18 protein-coding genes and 1 pseudogene are annotated in these 17,198 nt (G+C 58.0%); 15 read left to right on the top strand and 4 right to left on the bottom strand.

From position 1 onward, the window contains the following. Positions 1-66: 66 nt before the first annotated feature. Complete coding sequence (locus GOX88_RS21930; RefSeq protein WP_170407139.1) at positions 67-687, bottom strand: hypothetical protein; 621 nt, start codon at positions 685-687, stop codon at positions 67-69. Here GOX88_RS21930 and GOX88_RS21925 point away from each other — a divergent pair. The 5 genes and pseudogenes from GOX88_RS21925 (at position 686) to GOX88_RS23565 (ending at position 2,868) form a co-directional block, all read left to right on the top strand. Continuing rightward, positions 686-973, top strand: coding sequence for an ABC transporter substrate-binding protein (locus tag GOX88_RS21925; RefSeq protein WP_170407242.1), 288 nt, complete (start codon positions 686-688; stop codon positions 971-973). The two genes, GOX88_RS21930 and GOX88_RS21925, sit on opposite strands and share 2 nt — an antisense overlap. Positions 974-1,000: 27 nt before the next feature. Continuing rightward, the gene (locus GOX88_RS21920) at positions 1,001-1,192 is read left to right on the top strand and encodes a hypothetical protein (RefSeq protein WP_170407137.1); all 192 of its coding nucleotides are present in this window, start codon (positions 1,001-1,003) and stop codon (positions 1,190-1,192) included. 15 nt (positions 1,193-1,207) lie between these two features. Further along, positions 1,208-1,498 (top strand): hypothetical protein, encoded by a 291-nt coding sequence (locus GOX88_RS21915; RefSeq protein ID WP_170407135.1) that lies wholly within the window; start codon positions 1,208-1,210, stop codon positions 1,496-1,498. Positions 1,499-1,581: 83 nt separating this feature from the next. After that, the gene (locus GOX88_RS21910; protein ID WP_170407133.1) at positions 1,582-1,824 is read left to right on the top strand and encodes a M81 family metallopeptidase; all 243 of its coding nucleotides are present in this window, start codon (positions 1,582-1,584) and stop codon (positions 1,822-1,824) included. Positions 1,825-1,854: 30 nt separating this feature from the next. After that, positions 1,855-2,868, top strand: a pseudogene (locus GOX88_RS23565) (MlrC C-terminal domain-containing protein). 27 nt (positions 2,869-2,895) lie between these two features. Here the strand turns inward: GOX88_RS23565 and GOX88_RS21895 are convergent. Continuing rightward, positions 2,896-3,804, bottom strand: a complete 909-nt coding sequence (locus tag GOX88_RS21895; RefSeq protein WP_170407126.1) for a LysR substrate-binding domain-containing protein — start codon at positions 3,802-3,804, stop codon at positions 2,896-2,898. Between the two features lie 92 nt (positions 3,805-3,896). Here GOX88_RS21895 and GOX88_RS21890 point away from each other — a divergent pair, with 92 nt between their 5' ends. The 3 genes from GOX88_RS21890 to GOX88_RS21880 are packed head-to-tail and all read left to right on the top strand — an operon-like array spanning position 3,897 to position 9,060. Next, complete coding sequence (locus tag GOX88_RS21890) at positions 3,897-5,417, top strand: trimethylamine methyltransferase family protein (RefSeq protein WP_170407123.1); 1,521 nt, start codon at positions 3,897-3,899, stop codon at positions 5,415-5,417. Beyond that, complete coding sequence (locus tag GOX88_RS21885; RefSeq protein ID WP_174826214.1) at positions 5,404-6,579, top strand: mandelate racemase/muconate lactonizing enzyme family protein; 1,176 nt, start codon at positions 5,404-5,406, stop codon at positions 6,577-6,579. The genes GOX88_RS21890 and GOX88_RS21885 overlap by 14 nt, the downstream gene beginning before the upstream one ends. 12 nt (positions 6,580-6,591) lie before the next feature. Continuing rightward, positions 6,592-9,060 carry a GcvT family protein gene (locus GOX88_RS21880; protein ID WP_170407120.1) on the top strand — a complete coding sequence of 823 codons (2,469 nt, stop codon included), beginning with the start codon at positions 6,592-6,594 and terminating at the stop codon, positions 9,058-9,060. Positions 9,061-9,205: 145 nt separating this feature from the next. Here the strand turns inward: GOX88_RS21880 and GOX88_RS21875 are convergent, their stop codons facing one another. Continuing rightward, on the bottom strand, positions 9,206-10,120 hold the full coding sequence (locus GOX88_RS21875) for a LysR family transcriptional regulator (protein WP_170407118.1): 915 nt from the start codon (positions 10,118-10,120) through the stop codon (positions 9,206-9,208). Between the two features lie 145 nt (positions 10,121-10,265). Between GOX88_RS21875 and GOX88_RS21870 the strand changes: the two genes are divergently transcribed. From GOX88_RS21870 to GOX88_RS21840, 7 genes are all read left to right on the top strand, one after another. After that, positions 10,266-10,757: a TRAP transporter small permease gene (locus tag GOX88_RS21870; protein WP_170407115.1), complete on the top strand. Its 492-nt coding sequence runs from the start codon at positions 10,266-10,268 to the stop codon at positions 10,755-10,757. Beyond that, entirely contained in the window at positions 10,754-12,052 is a 1,299-nt protein-coding gene (locus GOX88_RS21865) for a TRAP transporter large permease (protein WP_170407112.1), read from the top strand. Before GOX88_RS21870 ends, GOX88_RS21865 begins: the two co-directional genes overlap by 4 nt. A gap of 35 nt (positions 12,053-12,087) precedes the next feature. Further along, positions 12,088-13,080, top strand: a complete 993-nt coding sequence (gene dctP / locus GOX88_RS21860) for a TRAP transporter substrate-binding protein DctP (RefSeq protein WP_170407109.1) — start codon at positions 12,088-12,090, stop codon at positions 13,078-13,080. A 74-nt stretch (positions 13,081-13,154) separates the two neighbouring features. Beyond that, positions 13,155-13,466 (top strand): (2Fe-2S)-binding protein, encoded by a 312-nt coding sequence (locus GOX88_RS21855; RefSeq protein WP_170407106.1) that lies wholly within the window; start codon positions 13,155-13,157, stop codon positions 13,464-13,466. Next, complete coding sequence (locus tag GOX88_RS21850) at positions 13,453-14,850, top strand: NAD(P)/FAD-dependent oxidoreductase (protein ID WP_170407103.1); 1,398 nt, start codon at positions 13,453-13,455, stop codon at positions 14,848-14,850. The genes GOX88_RS21855 and GOX88_RS21850 overlap by 14 nt, the downstream gene beginning before the upstream one ends. Next, positions 14,847-15,962, top strand: a complete 1,116-nt coding sequence (locus GOX88_RS21845) for an NAD(P)/FAD-dependent oxidoreductase (protein WP_170407100.1) — start codon at positions 14,847-14,849, stop codon at positions 15,960-15,962. Before GOX88_RS21850 ends, GOX88_RS21845 begins: the two co-directional genes overlap by 4 nt. A 14-nt stretch (positions 15,963-15,976) precedes the next feature. Then, positions 15,977-16,321 carry a RidA family protein gene (locus tag GOX88_RS21840; RefSeq protein WP_170407097.1) on the top strand — a complete coding sequence of 115 codons (345 nt, stop codon included), beginning with the start codon at positions 15,977-15,979 and terminating at the stop codon, positions 16,319-16,321. Between the two features lie 108 nt (positions 16,322-16,429). Here GOX88_RS21840 and GOX88_RS21835 read toward each other — a convergent pair whose 3' ends face one another. Then, complete coding sequence (locus GOX88_RS21835) at positions 16,430-17,071, bottom strand: GntR family transcriptional regulator (RefSeq protein ID WP_170407094.1); 642 nt, start codon at positions 17,069-17,071, stop codon at positions 16,430-16,432. Positions 17,072-17,198 lie beyond the last annotated feature (127 nt).

The raw sequence follows: 17,198 nt of genomic DNA, 5'->3' as shown, positions 1-17,198 counted from the left end.
GAAGAGGAAAACGGCGACATATCCCTCATTCGGACGTGCGCAAAAGGTGTTGCCGTATCTTCATATCTACTCTGGTGCCTTGCAGGTCGACGACACCGCTTTTCGAGAACAGCTCTCGGACAGAGTGGTAGTTTTAGCTCTTTTCCATAAAAAAGGAGAGGAGGTCGGTTCCCGCCCAGACAAAGGAGTCAAATAAGGCATAGTTCCGAACAACAGCTTAGACTTGTCGCGATGAGGTTTGTTCAGAATATACAGGCTGAGGGGTGCGTCCGGACCGCGCTTGGAATCGACGACAAAGATCTGCCCTGCGCGAAATGCGGCTTTGCCGTCACATCTTGTCCAGCGGCGCGTCGATGACTTCCCTTCGCTCAGCGCTTCGACGACCCGGCTGTAGACAGTCCCGTTCCGCTCATCCAAAAAGGCAACGTTGATGATGGCTTTGGTCGGATCGACCGGGGCGCGAAAGAACACCTGATAGGACCCCAGAAAAGGCCGCAGCCTTTGCAGATCCCCCGGGAAAACATCGATCAGAGGGTCTCGCCGTCGGTCCGCTTCGGTTTTGGCCAGCTGGGTGGTGTGGCGGCGCAAGTTGTTGGGTGAGGGCATGCTACGGCCGTTGAGGTATTTGGCGAATTGTTGATGCCGATCTCCCTGCAAACGGCAGCCACCGACGGGGGCGGTCGACATTGCCGGCAAGGTTGATCCCAAGACGGCCAAATTTGACTCGCGTGATCCAAACGTAACGCTGCATTCGGTTGCCGGTACGCAGCATTATTCCTTCCCGATGCTGACCAATGCTGCGCCGTTTGACGACAACAACATTCGTCAGGCGATCAAATGGGGTATCGACCGGCAGGAGCTGGTCGACAAGATTCTGCTGGGCTATGGCGAGGTCGGGAATGACCATCCCATCGGGTCCGGTCAGAAGTATTCCAATGCCAGGTTGGAACAAAAGACTTTCGGCCCGGACTAGGCCAGGTACTTCCTGAAACAAGCTGGAATGGATTCGCTGGATGTCGAACTCTCGTCGTCGGATGCTGCCTTCCCCGGCGCGGTGGGCGCGGCGACGCTGATTTCGAACTCGGCGGCGAAATGTGGGATCAATGTTTCCGTCAAACGTGAGCCCAATGATGGCTATTGGTCCGAGGTCTGGACGAAAAAACCATGGTGCGCCAGCTATTGGGCCGGATGACCGGTTGAGGATTTGATGCTCTCGCTGGCGTTCCTATCCGGTGTGGCCTGGAACGAATCTCTCTGGTCGCACGAGACGTTCGACAAGATTCTGGTCGAAGCCCGGGCTGAGCTGGACCCGGACAAGCGTCGCCAAATGTACGGCGAGATGCAGGATGTCGTGGCCAATCAGGGCGGCGTCGCGATCCCGATGTTTGCCTCATACGTCTTTGCCACGCGCCCAAGCGTCGGCACGCCCGAGAAATTCGCCTCGAACCTGGATCTGGATGGAAGCAGCTTTATGGAACGTTGGTGGAAAGCCGAATAACGCCGCTGGAACATGATAGCATCGCCAAAGATCAGAGGATGGCTCTTGAAGTCGTCCTCTGACGTGTTGGGGGCAGGAAATTCATGAAACTTTTCATTGCCACTTTGTCGACCGAGACGAACACGTTTTGCACCATGCCGACCGCGATGTCGGGATTTGAGGATTATTTCCTGCGCCACGGTACGACGACCCAAGAGCCGCCCAATCTTATGACCGAGGCACTGCATGTGTGGCGGGTAAAGGCTGAATCCCTGGGCCGGCAAGTCGTCGAAAGTCTGACCCTGAGCCAGCCGGGCCTACCACGCGCTGCTGTTATGACGCGCTGAGCGGCGAGATTCTTTCCGATCTGGCAAAATGTGGCGGGGCAGATATCATTGCTGCTGCAACTTCACGGCGCGATGGTGGCCGCCCACATCGAGGATTGCGAGGGCGACATTCTGGCCCGGCGGGCACATGCGGGTGAGATCACGCCTAAGATGGCGTATTATGACACCCGTATGGTAAACCTCTATCTGACCAAAGCCGGGGCGATGAAGGGTTTTGTGGCCGAGATGGCCGCGGCTCAGACCAGACCCGATGTGCTGTCGGTCTCACTGAGTCATGGTTTTCCTTGGGCAAACGTCGAAGATGTCGACGCGTGGATGCTGGTTATTGCAGATGACCAACCACAACTGGCCACGCAGCTGGCCGAGGGGTTGGGGCGGCGATTCTTTGATTTGCGCAACGAAGTGACCACCCGTTATCTGACGAACTCCGAAGCACTTGATCACGTTGGTACGCGTTCCGGGCTATGTATCGTGGCGGACATGGGCGACAATTCAGGCGGCGGTGCACCGGGCGATGCCACCCATTTGTTGAAAGCCATGCTGGCGCGCGGAATGACGAATTTTGCCAGCGGTCTATTCTAGAATCCCGGTGTGGTGCGCATTTGTCAGGACGCGGGCATCGGCAGCAGACTGACGCTTCGGCTTGGTGGAAAAACAGATGTGGTTTCGGGGGACCCGATCGATCTGACCGCACGGGTTATGAATATCGAAACGGGTTTGGGTCAGCATCTTGGCACCGGTCTAGAACCTATGGGCACCGTGGTCTGGTTGCGTCTGGAGGGCGAGGTCGACCTGCTGGTCAACGACCTGCGCGTTCAGGTTTACCACCCTGAAGCCTTCGAGCAGATCGTCATCCGGCTGGCCGAAAAACCGGTAGTGGCGTTGAAATCCCTGTTTCATTTCTACGGCCCGTTCAACCAAGTCTCGGACCATATTTTTTCAGGTTGCCAGCCCCGGCGGGACCCAACCGGCGTTTCACGACCTCGCACTTACCAAACGAAAACTACCCTTCTGGCCCGCAGTTGTGCAGCCGTTTGCAGATGAATGCCTTGCAGATGCCGGGTAGAGGATTCAATCGACGGTCCGGGCGGATAGAATCCAGTCGCGGACAATCTCGGCCTCTGGCGTCAGGGGGCGGGATTTGGACCAGACCAGATAAAACCCCTTTCCGGTTCTCCACGTCCATTCCGGCCGTGCCGCCAGTATACCTTGCTGAACCAGCGGACCGACAATGTGGTGCCAGCCGAAGGCAAATCCCTCACCCGCCATTGCCGCCTGTAGGACCAGGGCGTAGTCGTTGAGGCGCAGACCACTGCGGGGCGTGACCTCGGTGATGCCGAATTCGCGGAACCATTGATCCCACGAGGGGCGTTCGCGGATGGGTTCTTCCAGATGAATGAGACGTTGGTTCAGCAGGCCCGGCACACTGCGCAGGTTCACTGCCGCAGCCATGACACGGGGCGAGGCGACAGGGTAGATCACCTCGTCCGATATCAGCCGGGCCTCGCAGTCAGGCCAGTTGCCATCGCCGAGCCGCACCGCAAGGCTGATGGTTTCAACGGTCAGATCCGGTTCACGGTCACTGGACTGCAGGCGCAGGTCAATATCAGGGTGATTTTGCTGAAAAGACGCGATGCGGGGCACAAGCCAGTAATTGTTGAACGCCGAAGAGGCGCTGAGCGTGACGTGATCGTTGCTGGCAAACTGCCGGATCGAGGCGGCGGAATGTGACAGCATCTCGAAGGCGCGGGTAACGTCGGCAAACAGACGATTTCCAGCATTTGTCAAGGTGATCCGGCGATGGCTGCGCCGGAACAGTACAACGCCAAGCGATGTCTCCAGCTGCTTGATTGAAGCGCTGACCGCCGGTTGCTGCACGTTAAGCTCCTGCGCCGCTCGCGTGAACGATTGCAGGCGGGCGGCCGTCTCGAAGACGACCAGATGGCGGGGTGATCCCAGTTGTTTCCAGAGGGCTTGCATAATCTGTGTTTATGCTAACCATACAATTTTTCAAGCGTCACAACACTAATGTCCTGGAGGTAGTATCACGCGAAACATTGGAGTGACTCACAATGGCTCGGCGCACACGTCAATCCCGTTCCCGCGGTACAGAGGCAGGTTCGGTTCCGGCATCTCCTTATATCCAGCGCAGTTTGGCCCATTTTGACCCTCTGAATGAAGCGGATTTGAACCGCCTCGAGGCACAGGTCGACTGGATTTTCGAGAATGTGGGGATCGCGTTCCGCGATGATCCCGAAGCTTTGGAATTGTGGCGTCGTGAGGGCGCTCAAATCGATGGTGACATTGTTCGCGCCGACGCCAGTTGGATACGTGATTTGTGTTCAAAGGCGCCCAAAAGCTTCAAACAGGTCGCGCGCAATCCTGAGCGTTCGGTGGTGATCGGGGAAGGCAATCAGGTCTTTGCCCCGGTCTACGGCGCGCCGTTTGTGCGCGATCTGGAAGGCGGGCGGCGCTATGGCGACATCGAGTCTTTCGAGAAGCTGGTCAAACTGACCTATATGCACCCAAACCTGCATCATGGTGGGTTCGTCACCTGCGAACCCTGTGACGTCCCGGTCAGTAAACGCCATTTGGACATGATGTTCGCGCATATGACGCTGAGCGATAAGCCGCATCTGGGCGCGATCACCGAGATGAGCCGCGCACAGGACAGCGTCGAGATGGCCGAGATCGTCTTTGGTGCGGATTTCATGGAAGACAATTGCGTGATCATGGGCAACGTGAACACGAACTCGCCACTGCTGGTGGACCGGGTGGTCACCGAGTCGGCGCGCGTCTATTCGGCGCGTGGTCAGGGCCTGATCGTTGTTCCATTCATCCTGTCCGGCGCCATGGGTCCGGTCAGCACCGCAGCCAGTGTCGCCCAAGCCATGGCCGAGGCGATGATGGTCTGTGCCTATGTTCAACTGCTGCGCCCCGGTGCGCCGTTTGTTCTGGGCAATTTTCTGTCGTCCATGTCGCTGAAATCCGGTGCGCCGACCTTTGGTATGCCCGAACCGGTTATGTCGAACTATGCCATCGGTCAGCTTGCCCGCCGTGCTGGTCTGCCCCTGCGCTGTGGCGGTTCGCTGACCGCGTCCAAGATCGAAGATGCTCAGGCGGCATATGAATCTGCGGATTCAATGCATTCAACCATGCTTGCGGGTGCGAATTTTGTGCTGCACTCGGCCGGTTGGCTCGAAGGCGGCCTGTGCACCGGATTTGAAAAACTGATCATGGATGCTGATCGTCTGGGGTCCTACCAGAAGATCCTAAGCCAGGGTTTGGACACCAGCGAAGAGGCCTTTGCCCGCGACGCCTACAGCGAGGTTGAGGCAGGTGGCCATTTCTTGGGCTGCGCCCACACCATGCGCAATTACCAAACTGCGTTCTATGAGCCGAAACTCAGCGACAGTGAGAATGTCGAAAGCTGGGAAGAGGGTGGATCAAAGGAAATGCGCCGCCGCGCCTATGAGCGTTGGAACCAGATGCTGAATGAATATCAGCCACCCGCGATGGATGAGGCCAAGAAGGAAGAGCTGGCCGCCTATGTCGCCCGCCGCAAAGAGGAGATCCCAGATGCCTGGTATTAAGATCACCGGCCTTCGTGCAACCCCGGTCAATATCCCGCTGGAAAAGCCGATGTGGTGGACCGGAGGGCATTATCCCGGCACCTCGAAGACCATTATCGAGGTTGAAACAGATCAGGGTATTGTCGGGCTGGGCGAGGCACCCTCGGTCGATGTCGTGGACTCGGTCCGTGCGATGGGCGAACGTTTGATAGGTGCTGATCCGCTGGATATTGCGGGTTGCGAAAGCTTGTGCGTTCCGCCGTGGCAGATTGTTCAGAACACTGATGACAGTTCGGTTGTCAAAGCCTTTGGTGCGATCGAGATTGCCCTGTGGGACCTGCGCGGCAAGGTTGCGAATGAGCCTCTGTACCGACTACTGGGTGGTGCGGTGCGCAAGGAGATCCCCTTCACCGAGTATTTCGGGTTCCGCGAAGGCGGCGAAATGAGTCCCGAGGCGGTGGCCGACTACTGTATCCGCATGCGCGAAGAACATGGCAGCACAATGTTCGAGGGCAAGCTGATCCTCGGCAACCCCGAGCTTGAGATCGATACTGTTAAAACTTTGCGCGAAGGTCTGGGGCGCGAGGCGATGATCCGTCTGGACAGCAACATGCAGTGGAGCCTGCCCACTGCCATGCGCGTCTTCCGCGAGATCGAGCCTTACAATATCCGCAACTACGAAGACCCGGTCGCGACTTTCGAGGAAATGGCTGAGTTGCGCCGCCATTTCACCATCCCGATCTCGACCCATGTGCCGGACATTCGTAAGGCTATCGCCTTGGGTGCGCCTGACTACATCGTGACCAACTTTGCCGTGCTGGGCGGGATTTCCCGCGCCGTGCGCTTTATTGGCGCGTGCGAGGCGATGGGCGTGGGCTTCTGGTGCTATTCCGGTGACGCCGGGATTGCGACTGCAGGATACCTGCACATGTCTGCGGCCATGCCGTGGATTTCCGAGCCGTCGCAATCGCTCTTTCGCTGGCAGATCGGCGATGTCATCGAAGGCGGGCCCTTCCGTCAGAAAAACAACGTGATCTCTGTTCCCGAAGGTCCCGGCCTCGGCGTGACGCTGGATCGCGATGCCCTTGCGTACTGGCACAACCATCTGATCCAGAATGGACCACTGGACCATTTCCATGACCCCGCTATGCCCGGCCGCTTCCGCCGGTTACCTCTGAACTAAGAAGGACCACTCATGCCTGAGATTCAAAAAGACGAAAGCACGTCCGGCAAAAAGCTCCCGTCCCACGCCAAGGTTGTCGTGATCGGCGGCGGCGTTGTGGGCTGTTCGATCCTGTTTCATCTGGCCAAGTTTGGCTGGAAAGACGTTGTGCTGCTGGAGCGTGATGAACTGACATCGGGGTCCAGCTGGCACGCCGCGGGCCAGATCCACACGATCAGCTCGGACCCCAACATCTCGCGCCTGCAGAGCTATACCATTGATCTGTATAAAGAGATCGAAGAGACGTCGGGCCACTCGGTCGGCCTGCATATCACCGGAGGTTTCTACGCGGCCTCGACCAAGGAATGGTACGATTACCTCAAGCGTGAACGCTCGAAGGCGCGTTACATGGGCCTGCATCAGGAGTTCATCAGCCCCAGGGAACTGGCCGAGCGCCACCCGCTGATCGACCCAAAACACTATTACGCAGCGCTCTGGGATGAGCAGGATGGCGACCTTGACCCCTCGGGCGCGACCTATGCGTTTGCCAAGTCGGCCCGCGTGCATGGCGCGCAATATTTCACCCATTGCGGCGTGACCGACATCAAACAGCGCCCCGATGGCAGCTGGGATCTGACCACGCCCAAAGGTGTGATCAACGCCGAGCAGGTCGTGAACTGCGGCGGCCTGTGGGCACGTGAGGTTGGCCATATGTCCGGCATCCACCTGCCCGTACAGCCGATGGAGCACCACTATCTGATCACCGAAAAAATCCCGCTGATCGCTGAACGTATGGAGAGCATGGGCGAAGCGGGCCGTCTGCCTGCCGGTATCGACTATGAGGCCAACATTTATTTCCGTCAGGAGCGTCAGGGCATGTTGCTGGGCACCTATGAGCCCAAGTCGACCCCGTGGAAAGTGGACGGCACGCCTTGGGATTTTGGCCATGAGTTGCTGCAACCCGATCTCGACCGCATAGCCGACCGTCTGGAAATGTCGTTCGAGCGTATCCCGACCATTGGTGAGGCAGGGATCAAGGATATGATCAATGGGCCGTTCACGTTCGGCCCCGATGGCAACCCGATGATTGGTCCGGTTCCGGGCATGAAAAACTATTGGGTCGCGGTTGGTGTCATGGCGGGCTTCTGCCAGGGCGGCGGCGTAGGCCTGACGATGGCCGAGTGGATGATCGACGGAGAGCCCTCGATCGACGTCTGGGCGATGGACGTGGCCCGCTTTGGCGAGTTCGCAACACCGGACTGGGGCACCATCAAATCCTCGGAAAACTACGAGCGTCGCTTCGTGATGACTTTCCCGAACGAAACGCTGCCCAAAGGCCGGATGCAGAAAACCACTGCGCTTTATGACCGTCTGGTCGCAAAGGGCGCGTTGATGGGGCAGGGTTTTGGCCTGGAAAACGCCCTGTGGTTCGCGGATAATCCGGAAGACGCGCATGAAACGCCCACCTTCGAGCGCAACCGCTCGCACGAATATGTGGCACGAGAAGTCAGGTCGGTGCAGGAGGCAGTTGGCGGCATCGAGATCGCAAATTTCGCCAAGCACGAGTTCAAAGGCGCGGGTGCCCGCGATTACCTGAACAAGACGTTGGCCGGTTACGTCCCGAAACCCGGCCGCTTGGCGCTGACGCCGATGCTGACCGAAAAGGGCCGCCTCTATGGTGACCTGACCGTTGCGTGCCTGGGTGAAGATCACTTCATGCTGTTCGGCTCGGGCGCGATGCAGGATGCGCATCGCCGCTGGTTCGAAAAGGATCTGCCCGCAGATGTGACCTATGCCAACGTCTCGGACGATTGGCACGGGATTGCACTGTCGGGTCCCAAATCGCGCGAGCTGCTGGCCCGCATCACCCGCGACGATGTCAGTGCCGACGCGCTGAAGTTCCGCGATCTGCGCCAGACCTTTGTGGGCGGCGTGCCGGTGATCCTGAACCGTATCTCTTTTTCGGGCGAGTTGGGCTTTGAGATCTACTGCCGCCCGCAATACCTGTTGCGTCTGGCCGAGGCGATCGAAGAGGCCGGAGCCGATCTTGGGTATCGCTGGTACGGTGCGCGTGCTTTGATGTCGCTGCGCCTAGAAAAAGGCTGGGGTGTGTGGACCACCGATTTCCGCCCTGACTTCAACGCGGTCGAATCCGGCATGGATGTCTTCATCAATTGGAAGAAGGACTTCGTCGGCAAGGAGGCCACGCTGAAGTTCAAGGAGGACGGCGTCGCCCGCAAGCTGGTCACCATGACAATCGACGTGGACGGCATCGACGTCTCAAATGACGAGGCGATCCTGAAAGACGGTGAAGCGGTTGGCTACGTCTCCTCGGGCGGCTACGGTCACCGCGTCGGCAAATCGATGGCGATGGGCTATGTGGCGACCGAAAGCGCGACACCGGGAACCAGGCTACAGGTTGAAATCCTGGGCGAATTCTACGACGCCGAAGTACTGGGCGGTCCTCTGTATGATGCCAACGGTTCAAATATGAGGGCCTAAGCCAAAGAAATCTACGCCTTTGGAAAGGTCATCAACTCGTCAGATCGCGAAGTGTTTTCGAACCAAATCCACCTGACAAACATGGCCCCGGTATCACCGGGGCTGTTACCCGGCTGATATGCGCCCGCCGAGTATTCACACTGCTTCAAAATTGGTTGTTAACACGCTCCAATGCCGCCTTCAGCTGCAGGATAAAGTCGCTTGCCAATGCAGATGGAGGACGGTGCGCCGGTCGCATTATAGAGACGTGTAGAACGACATTGGGGCGGAAAGGCCGGAATACAACAGGTTTCGGCTCGGGTCGCATGTTGTTGTATCCTGCTGCGGTAATCGGATCGCAGATACAATAACAAAGCCCCTTTTCCACCAGGGTCAAAGCCGGGTGAAAGGTTCGGAGTTCGAACCGTTGTTCGAATTTTGCTTTCTGGCTGGCGAAAGCTCTTTGGGTTGCGATCAGGTTCGGATGCCCGTCTTGCAGCCCGGCCATCGGGCGGCCCGACAAGTGGCGGGCGTCGATCGTGTCCAACTCGGTCAGCGGATCATCCGCCGGAATTGCGCATACGCATCTCATGTCAAAATCGATGGTTTCAATCGCTGCGGTGGGTTTCGGTGTTTCACCCAACCCGATGTCATATTGCTGAGAGGCCACCCATTCTTCGATGACCGGTGATGCGCGCATCATCAGCGATGCCTTCACATCCGGCTTGTCCAACAGAAATTCGCCCAGAATTTGCGGCATAAGCAGACTGGCGGCGGCTGGCATACAGGCGATGTTCAGGCGGCCCTTTGTCAGAGCGCCGATCTCGCGCATCGTCCGGGTCGACAGCGACAGACGATCCAGGATCGCCTCGGCCTCGGTGATGAAATACTGAGCCTCGGGTGTAGGGGCCATTTTGCCGCGCTGCCGACGGAACAGGGCGATCCCCAATTCCGCTTCGAGGTTCGCGATCAGCGCGCTGACGGCTGGTTGGGTACGGCCGAGGATTCGGGCGGCATCGGATACCGAACCTGTCCGCATGACCTCACGAAAGGCCTGCAATTGGCGAAAGCTGAGATTCATTTGCCTCTGATAACCTTAAGTTTTTCTAGATAATATAAAGTAACTTTATCCTATAATCAATTTAATCGTTTTGACTTAATGTGCCGCGCTCGCAATTTTTCCCGCCACGAATGCACCATCTGCATTCGGTCTGACGGAGGGGGAAATGACACGCTTTGCAAGTGTCCTGCTGACAGTCCTGATCTGCCTGGTTGCCATAGGGCAATTCGTGCAGGTTATCACGCGATACGTGCTGGAAATCCCCGTTATGGGGCTGGAAGAAAGCCTGCTTTACCCCACGCTGTGGCTGTACATGATGGGTGCCGTGAATGCCTCGCGCGAGAATACTCACATTCGCGCAAACGTGCTTGAAATCTTTCTGTCCACCGAACGGCAGCATCAGGTGCTTGCGGTTATCGGAGAGGTTATCAGCCTGATCGTCGGCCTCTGGCTGACCTCCTGGGCCTGGGACTTCACCAAATACTCGATGCGTGTTTGGCGCGAGAGTCCAACCCTGTACCTTCCGACCTTCTATGTCGATGTCGCGTTGTTCGTCGGCATGGTGCTGATGATGATCTTCACCGCCTGGCACCTACTGATGCATCTACGAGCGCTGTTCGCTCCGGTCGCTCCCACCCCTCAAGGAGAAGCGCAATGATCGAGATCGCGCTGTTCGCCGTCCTGGTTCTGGTCATCCTGCTGACGTTGGGTGTTCCGCTGCCCTACTGTTTCGGGGCTGGGCTGATGGTAATGTATTTCGCCGGTGACGTGGTCATGAAGGGCAATATGCTGTGGGGCTTTCAGCAGCTTGGCAATCCGGTGCTGCTGGCCATTCCGCTGTTTGTTCTGGCCGGGACGATCATGTCCGTCTCGGGCATCGCCGCCAGCCTTCTGAACTTCGTCAATATTTTCATCGGCCACCTGCGGGGCGGTCTGGGTGTGGTCGCCACCGTCTCTTGCGCGCTGATTGGCGCCATCTCGGGTTCGGGGCTAACCGGCGTTGCCGCGATTGGTCCCCTGCTGATCCCCGAGATGGAGAAACAAGGCTATCCCCGCGAATACGCGACGGCGCTGATTGCCAACGCTTCGCTGCTGGGTCTGCTGATCCCGCCTTCGGTAACAATGATCGTCTATGGCTGGGTGACTGACACATCCATTCTGGCCTGCTTCCTTGCCACGTTGGGCCCCGGCCTGCTGATCATGGCAAGTTTCTCGGTCGTCAACATCCGCATGGCGCGCAAATTCCCCCTGCAGCTGAATGAACCGCTGAAAGGGCAGGCCTTTCTATCCGAGGCAACTTCGCGCGGTTTCAAAGCGACGCCCGCGCTGTTGATGCCGGTGATCATTCTGGGCGGTATCTATGGCGGCATCATGACCCCGACCGAAGCCGCCGCCGTGGCTGTGATTTATGCGATCCCGGTAGGTTTTTTGATTTACAAGGGATTGGACATCAGAACCTTCTTCGGTGCGGGCAGAGAGGCCGCGACCTCGGTCGGTGCAATTATGCTGATGATCCTGTTCTCGATGATCCTCAGCCAGATGTTCGTCCTGGAAAGCGTCCCGCAAGCGATCGTCGAAGCGATCTTTTCTGTAACCGAAAACAAAGCCCTGCTGCTGGTGCTGATCAACATCCTGCTGTTTCTCGTCGGCATGGTTGTGAATGATGTCACCGCCATCATCCTAATCGCTCCTTTGTTGTTGCCGCTGATGCAGGCCATCGGTGTCAGCCCGATCCAGTTCGCCGCGATCATGGGGGTGAATACCGCCATGGGTGGTGTGACACCGCCATATGCCTCGATCCTGTACTTGGGCGCGCGCATCGGTCGGGTGCCGGTCACCAAGGTGATCCGTCCGGCCATGACCCTGATCCTGCTTGGATATCTGCCCGTCGTCTTCCTGACCAGCTTCTGGCCGGATCTGTCGATGTGGCTGCCCCGTTTCTTTGGCTACTAAGCCACCCTTTCATCATTCACGGAGGAGACTTATCCATGATGAACTTTCTGAAATCCACCTGCCTTGCCGCAGCTGTTGTGGCAACTGCGGGGATCGCAACTGCCGAAACGCTGAAGATCAGTCATATTCGCCCTCAGGGTGCGACCATCGACAATGAGCTGAGCGCTTTTGCTGATGAGTTGAAGGCCGCCACCAACGGTTCGCTGGAGCTGAACCTGTTCCCCGCATCCGCCCTGGGGGACTACACTTCGGTTCAAGAACGAATATCGGTTGGTGCCATCGACATGGCAGTGCAGCCTGCCGCCACAGCAGTTGATCGCCGTATGCAGATCTCGGCTTTCCCCTATGTTGCAGCAAACTGGGGCGAAGCGAAAAGTATCTACGGTCCCGGTGGCGCGATCCACACAGCCATGAAGGATCTTTACGCCAAGCAGGATATCACCATGCTGGCAGCATATCCGGTGTATTTCGGCGGCGTTGCCCTGAATACCGACGCCGTGAACCCGGGCGATCCGACCGCCGCAAAAGGTATCAAGGTCCGTGTGCCGGGCATCAAGAGCTTCCAGCTGACCGCGGATGCTTTGGGATACATCTCGTCGCCCATTCCTTTCTCGGAAGCGTTCACGGCCGTACAAACCGGTGTTGTTGACGGTGTCGTCGGCTCGGGTGCCGAGGGCTATTACGCCTCGTTCCGTGATGTGACCACGTCTTATGTGCCCGTGAACACGCATTTCGAAGTTTGGTACATGATCATCAACTCGGGCACTCTGGCCGAACTGAGCGATGAAGACCGCGCAGCGTTGGAAAGCGCGGCGCTGGCGTTCGAATCCAAGCGTTGGGACACCGCCGAGGCCGATCAGGGCGCGTTCGAGCAGAAGCTGGCCGACAATGGCGCAACCATCGTGTCACTGACGGACGAAGAGCTTGCCGCCACCGCAGCCCATGTGCGTGCTCAGGTCTGGCCGCAGGTCCTCGAGGACGTGGGTCAGGATTGGGGTCAGTCCATCCTCGACAAGATCGGCAATTAATCGATCAGGCCCCGCGATCGGGCAAGGCGCGCTCCTCCCCGCGCCTTGCCCTGCCAGTCCACGGAGATCACCCCATGTTCAGATCCTTGCAAAACGACGACCACGATCTGGTGACATTGATCGTCAATGGTCAGCCGGTCATTGCGCGCAAAGGCCAGTCGGTATGGTCAGCGATGGCTGTGGCGGGTCAGGTCGTGACCCGAAAGGCGGCCTTGTCTGGTGAAGAGCGCAGCGCTTACTGCGCCATGGGCGTCTGTTTCGAATGTATGGTCGAAATCGATGGACTTCCCAATCAACAAGCCTGTTTGCGGCGTGTGGCGGATGGCATGAGTGTTGCGACACAAGAAATTACCGAAGACACCGAGGCAACCGATGAAGGCCTTTGATTGCGCGATTGTCGGGGCTGGTCCTGCTGGTATGTCGGCCGCTATTGAACTGGCGCAGGCCGGGGCGGACGTGGTTGTGCTGGACCGGGCCGATCGGGCAGGGGGGCAAATCTATCGGTCTGCGGCAGACAGCCCTTTGCCGGATGCAGCACGGCTGGGACCGGATTATGCGGCAGGCGCTGATCTGATCACGCGGTTCGAGCAATCCGGCGCGACACATCTTGCCGGAGCAGATGCTTGGCATCTGGGGGATGATGGTCGCATTCTGTTTTCTTATCAGGGTGAAACCCGCGAGCTGCATTGCCGTGAGATGCTGTTGTGCCCCGGCGCAATGGAGCGACCGATGCCGATACCCGGCTGGACCTTGCCCGGCGTCATGACAGCTGGTGCGGCGCAGGTGATGCTCAAGTCGGATGCGGTTGTTGCGGATGGGGCTGTTTTTGCCGGGTCCGGCCCATTGCTGTATCTGATAGTGGCGCAGTATTTGCGATTGGGCGTACAGGTGGCCGCGCTTGTCGATACGACCCCGCGTCAGCATTTTTTCGACGCGGTACCCCTTATGCCGCGCGCTCTGCAGCAGGTTGGGAACCTGCGCAAGGGCTTGTCATTGTTGCGGGAAATCCGCGCTTCTGGTGTTGCCACTTACCGATACGCCGAGAAACTTGAAGTGATCGGCAATGACAGGGCCACAGGGCTGCGGTTTGCGGCATCGGGCCGGCAGCACGAGGTTTCGGCCGATACAGTGTTTCTGCATCATGGCGTCCAGCCCAACCTGAACATGTCCCGGGCGATGGGGTTGGCGCATCATTGGAACAGCGGACAGATGTGCTGGCAGGTTACGGTTGATGCGTTTGGCCAAAGCTCGGTTCCGCATGTTTCTGTTGGCGGCGATGGCGCTGGAATTATCGGTGCAGATGGCGCGCGTGCGGCAGGGCGCGTGGCTGCGCAGAATATCCTGTTTCGCCTTGGTCGGATTTCCAAGGCCGACAGGAATCAAAGGGTACGCGCTGATCTGAACGACTTGTCGGCCTTGAAACCGTTTCGCCGGTTCATCGACTGCCTTTATCGCCCGACCGAAGCGTTGAGATTGCCGCGTGACGCGGAAACCCTGGTTTGCCGCTGCGAAGAGCAGACTTTGGGTGACTTGCGAAAGGGATTCGAACAAGGCGCGCGGGACCCGAATGCCCTGAAATCCCTGACACGGTGTGGAATGGGCCCATGTCAGGGTCGGCAGTGTGGCCATGTCGTGACCGGGCTGCTGGCGCAGTGGCGTGCGGAAAGCCCCGAAGAGGTCGGGTATTATCGGCTGCGCAGCCCGCAGCGCCTGCTGACCTTGGATGAACTGGGCCGGTACGGCACGGTTCAGGCGGAGGCAGCGAAATGAAAGCTGATGTTCTGATCATTGGTGGTGGCATTCAAGGCTGCGCAACTGCTTACCATCTGGCACGCAAAGGCGCGTCCGTGATCGTGGTTGAAAAGGACTACTCCGGACGACATGCCTCGGGCGTCAATGCAGGCGGTGTGCGGCTTTTGGGGCGTGACATGGCCGAGGTTCCTTTGTCGAAAGCGTCGATGGAGATGTGGCAGACACTGGATGAAGACCTGGGTCATGACACCGGGTTTCGCCGCCAGACACTGGTCAATATCGCAGTGGATGAGATGGACCTGGCGACCGCGCAGGCCCGCGAGGCCAAGATGCATGACGCCGGATTTACGCATGAGCGGATCATCGATCAGGTCGAACTCAGAGAACGATTGCCTCATGTAAGTCCCGGCTGCGTTGGTGGAGTTATCTCGGATCTGGACGGGTATGCGATCCCCTTCAAGGCAACATCTGCGTTTCGTCTGGCGGCCGAAAATTATGGCGCTCAGGTGATTGAAGGCGAAGATATTCTGGGGCTTCGCCGCGTGGGCGACGCATGGCTGGCGCAGGGTGCCCGGCACAGGTATGAGGCGGAAACCGTCGTCAATTGCGCCGGGGCTTGGGCGGATAAAGTCGCGCTGATGATCGGTGACAATGTTCCCCTCAGCCATGCCGCACCGATGTTGATGATTACTGCCCGGATGCCACATTTTGCCAAGCCGGTGGTCGGAGCGATCAGCCGGCAACTGAGTTTCAAGCAGTTCGAGAATGGCACGGTGTTGATCGGTGGTGGTGCCAAGGGATTTGCGGATCGCGCCAATAATCGCACGCGGCTGGATTATGCCAAACTGGCCGCAGCCTGCCGCACCACGGCCGAGTTTTTCCCGATCATGCGCAAGGCCAGCATCAATCGGATGTGGGCCGGGCTGGAAGCCTATATGCCTGACAACCTTCCTGTCATCGGCCCGGCTGTGAATGCTTCGCGTGCGTTCCACGCCTTCGGGTTCTCGGCGCATGGATTTCAGATGGGACCTGTCGTTGGGCAGGTTCTGGCGGATTTGGTAACGGGTGGGCAATGCCGGTTCAATCTATCGCCCTTCCGCATCGACCGATTTGACCGCAAGGTTCTGTAAAGGAGATATCCGACATGACAATCACCCGTATCGAAACAGGTCAGCGCATGAGCAAGATCGTCAAGCACAATGGCGTCGCCTATCTGTGCGGCCAGACGTCGGACGCTGCCACGGTTGCAGATCAGACCCGCGAAATCCTGTCCAAGGTCGAGGGTTTGTTGGCCAAGGCGGGCAGCGATAAAACCCGCATTTTGCAATGTGTGATCTGGGTGGCAGACATGGAGGATTTTGCCGAGATGAATGATGTTTGGGACGCTTGGGCGCCGGAAGGCCATGCCCCGGCGCGCGCCTGTGGCGAGGCCAAGCTGGCGCGCGACGTGCTCAAGGTTGAGATGATTGTGACGGCCGCTTGTGATTGAATTTCACGGGGTTTGCCTGAAGAGGAAAATGCACCTAACGCTCAGTGAAAACCCCCAGAAGCTTCATGAAACTGGCATTACTGCCTGAACGCAGAGAAGCGGGGCTGCTCACTTCGACTGTTGAGTAAGGCTGTCCATGCTTGTCGCATCGCTCCAATAGGACCCTTCTTTCCTGTCTATATGAAGTTTCAGTATCTCCAGCGCTTTGTGAACGTCGCCATCCCGAACGCATTGCACCAACTCTAGGTGTTCGCGGTATGATTTTTCCATGTGATCTGGGTGGTAACCCAACCGGCTTCGCAAAGCCGCCATTTTCAATGCGATCGTCTGATACGCGTCGTTGAGAAACCGATTATCGGCACAATCGAAAAGGCGTTGGTGGAACATCGTATCCTGAAGCAGGTAGTCTGCATCGTTCTCAGTTTCGCGGGCCACTTTCATCCGATCGACGCAGTCGCCAAGCGCGGCATGAAGCGCCTGCGGGTTCGCCTGCATGGCCGAGGTTAAGGCGGTTGTCTCAAGGCAGACACGCGCATCGCAGAGCTTAGCCAGTTCTTCTGGTTCCAAGTTGAACACGAAAGACCCCCTTTGCGGCTCGACGACCAGCAGACCTTCCATCTCAAGCCGGTTGATCGCCTCGCGCACAGGGGTGCGGCTCACCTGAAGATTCTTGGCGATTCGAGCCTCGGACAACTGCTCACCCAACTCGAACTCACCTTTGACAATCCGCTCGCGCAGGTTCTCGGTCACCAATTCCGTCAATGATTTCGGTCTGTTGAATGGGCTCATATCGCTCTCCTCAGTTCGACAGTAGCAGCCCTGTGCCTGGCATACAATGTGTTAGTATTGACACTGTGGCATACTGTATGCCAGTTTT

The organism is Ruegeria arenilitoris (genome assembly GCF_013030985.1).
Taxonomy (GTDB): domain Bacteria; phylum Pseudomonadota; class Alphaproteobacteria; order Rhodobacterales; family Rhodobacteraceae; genus Ruegeria; species Ruegeria arenilitoris_B.
The sequence above is the reverse complement of the archived record's forward strand: the minus strand, read 5'-3'. Positions and strand labels throughout refer to the sequence as shown.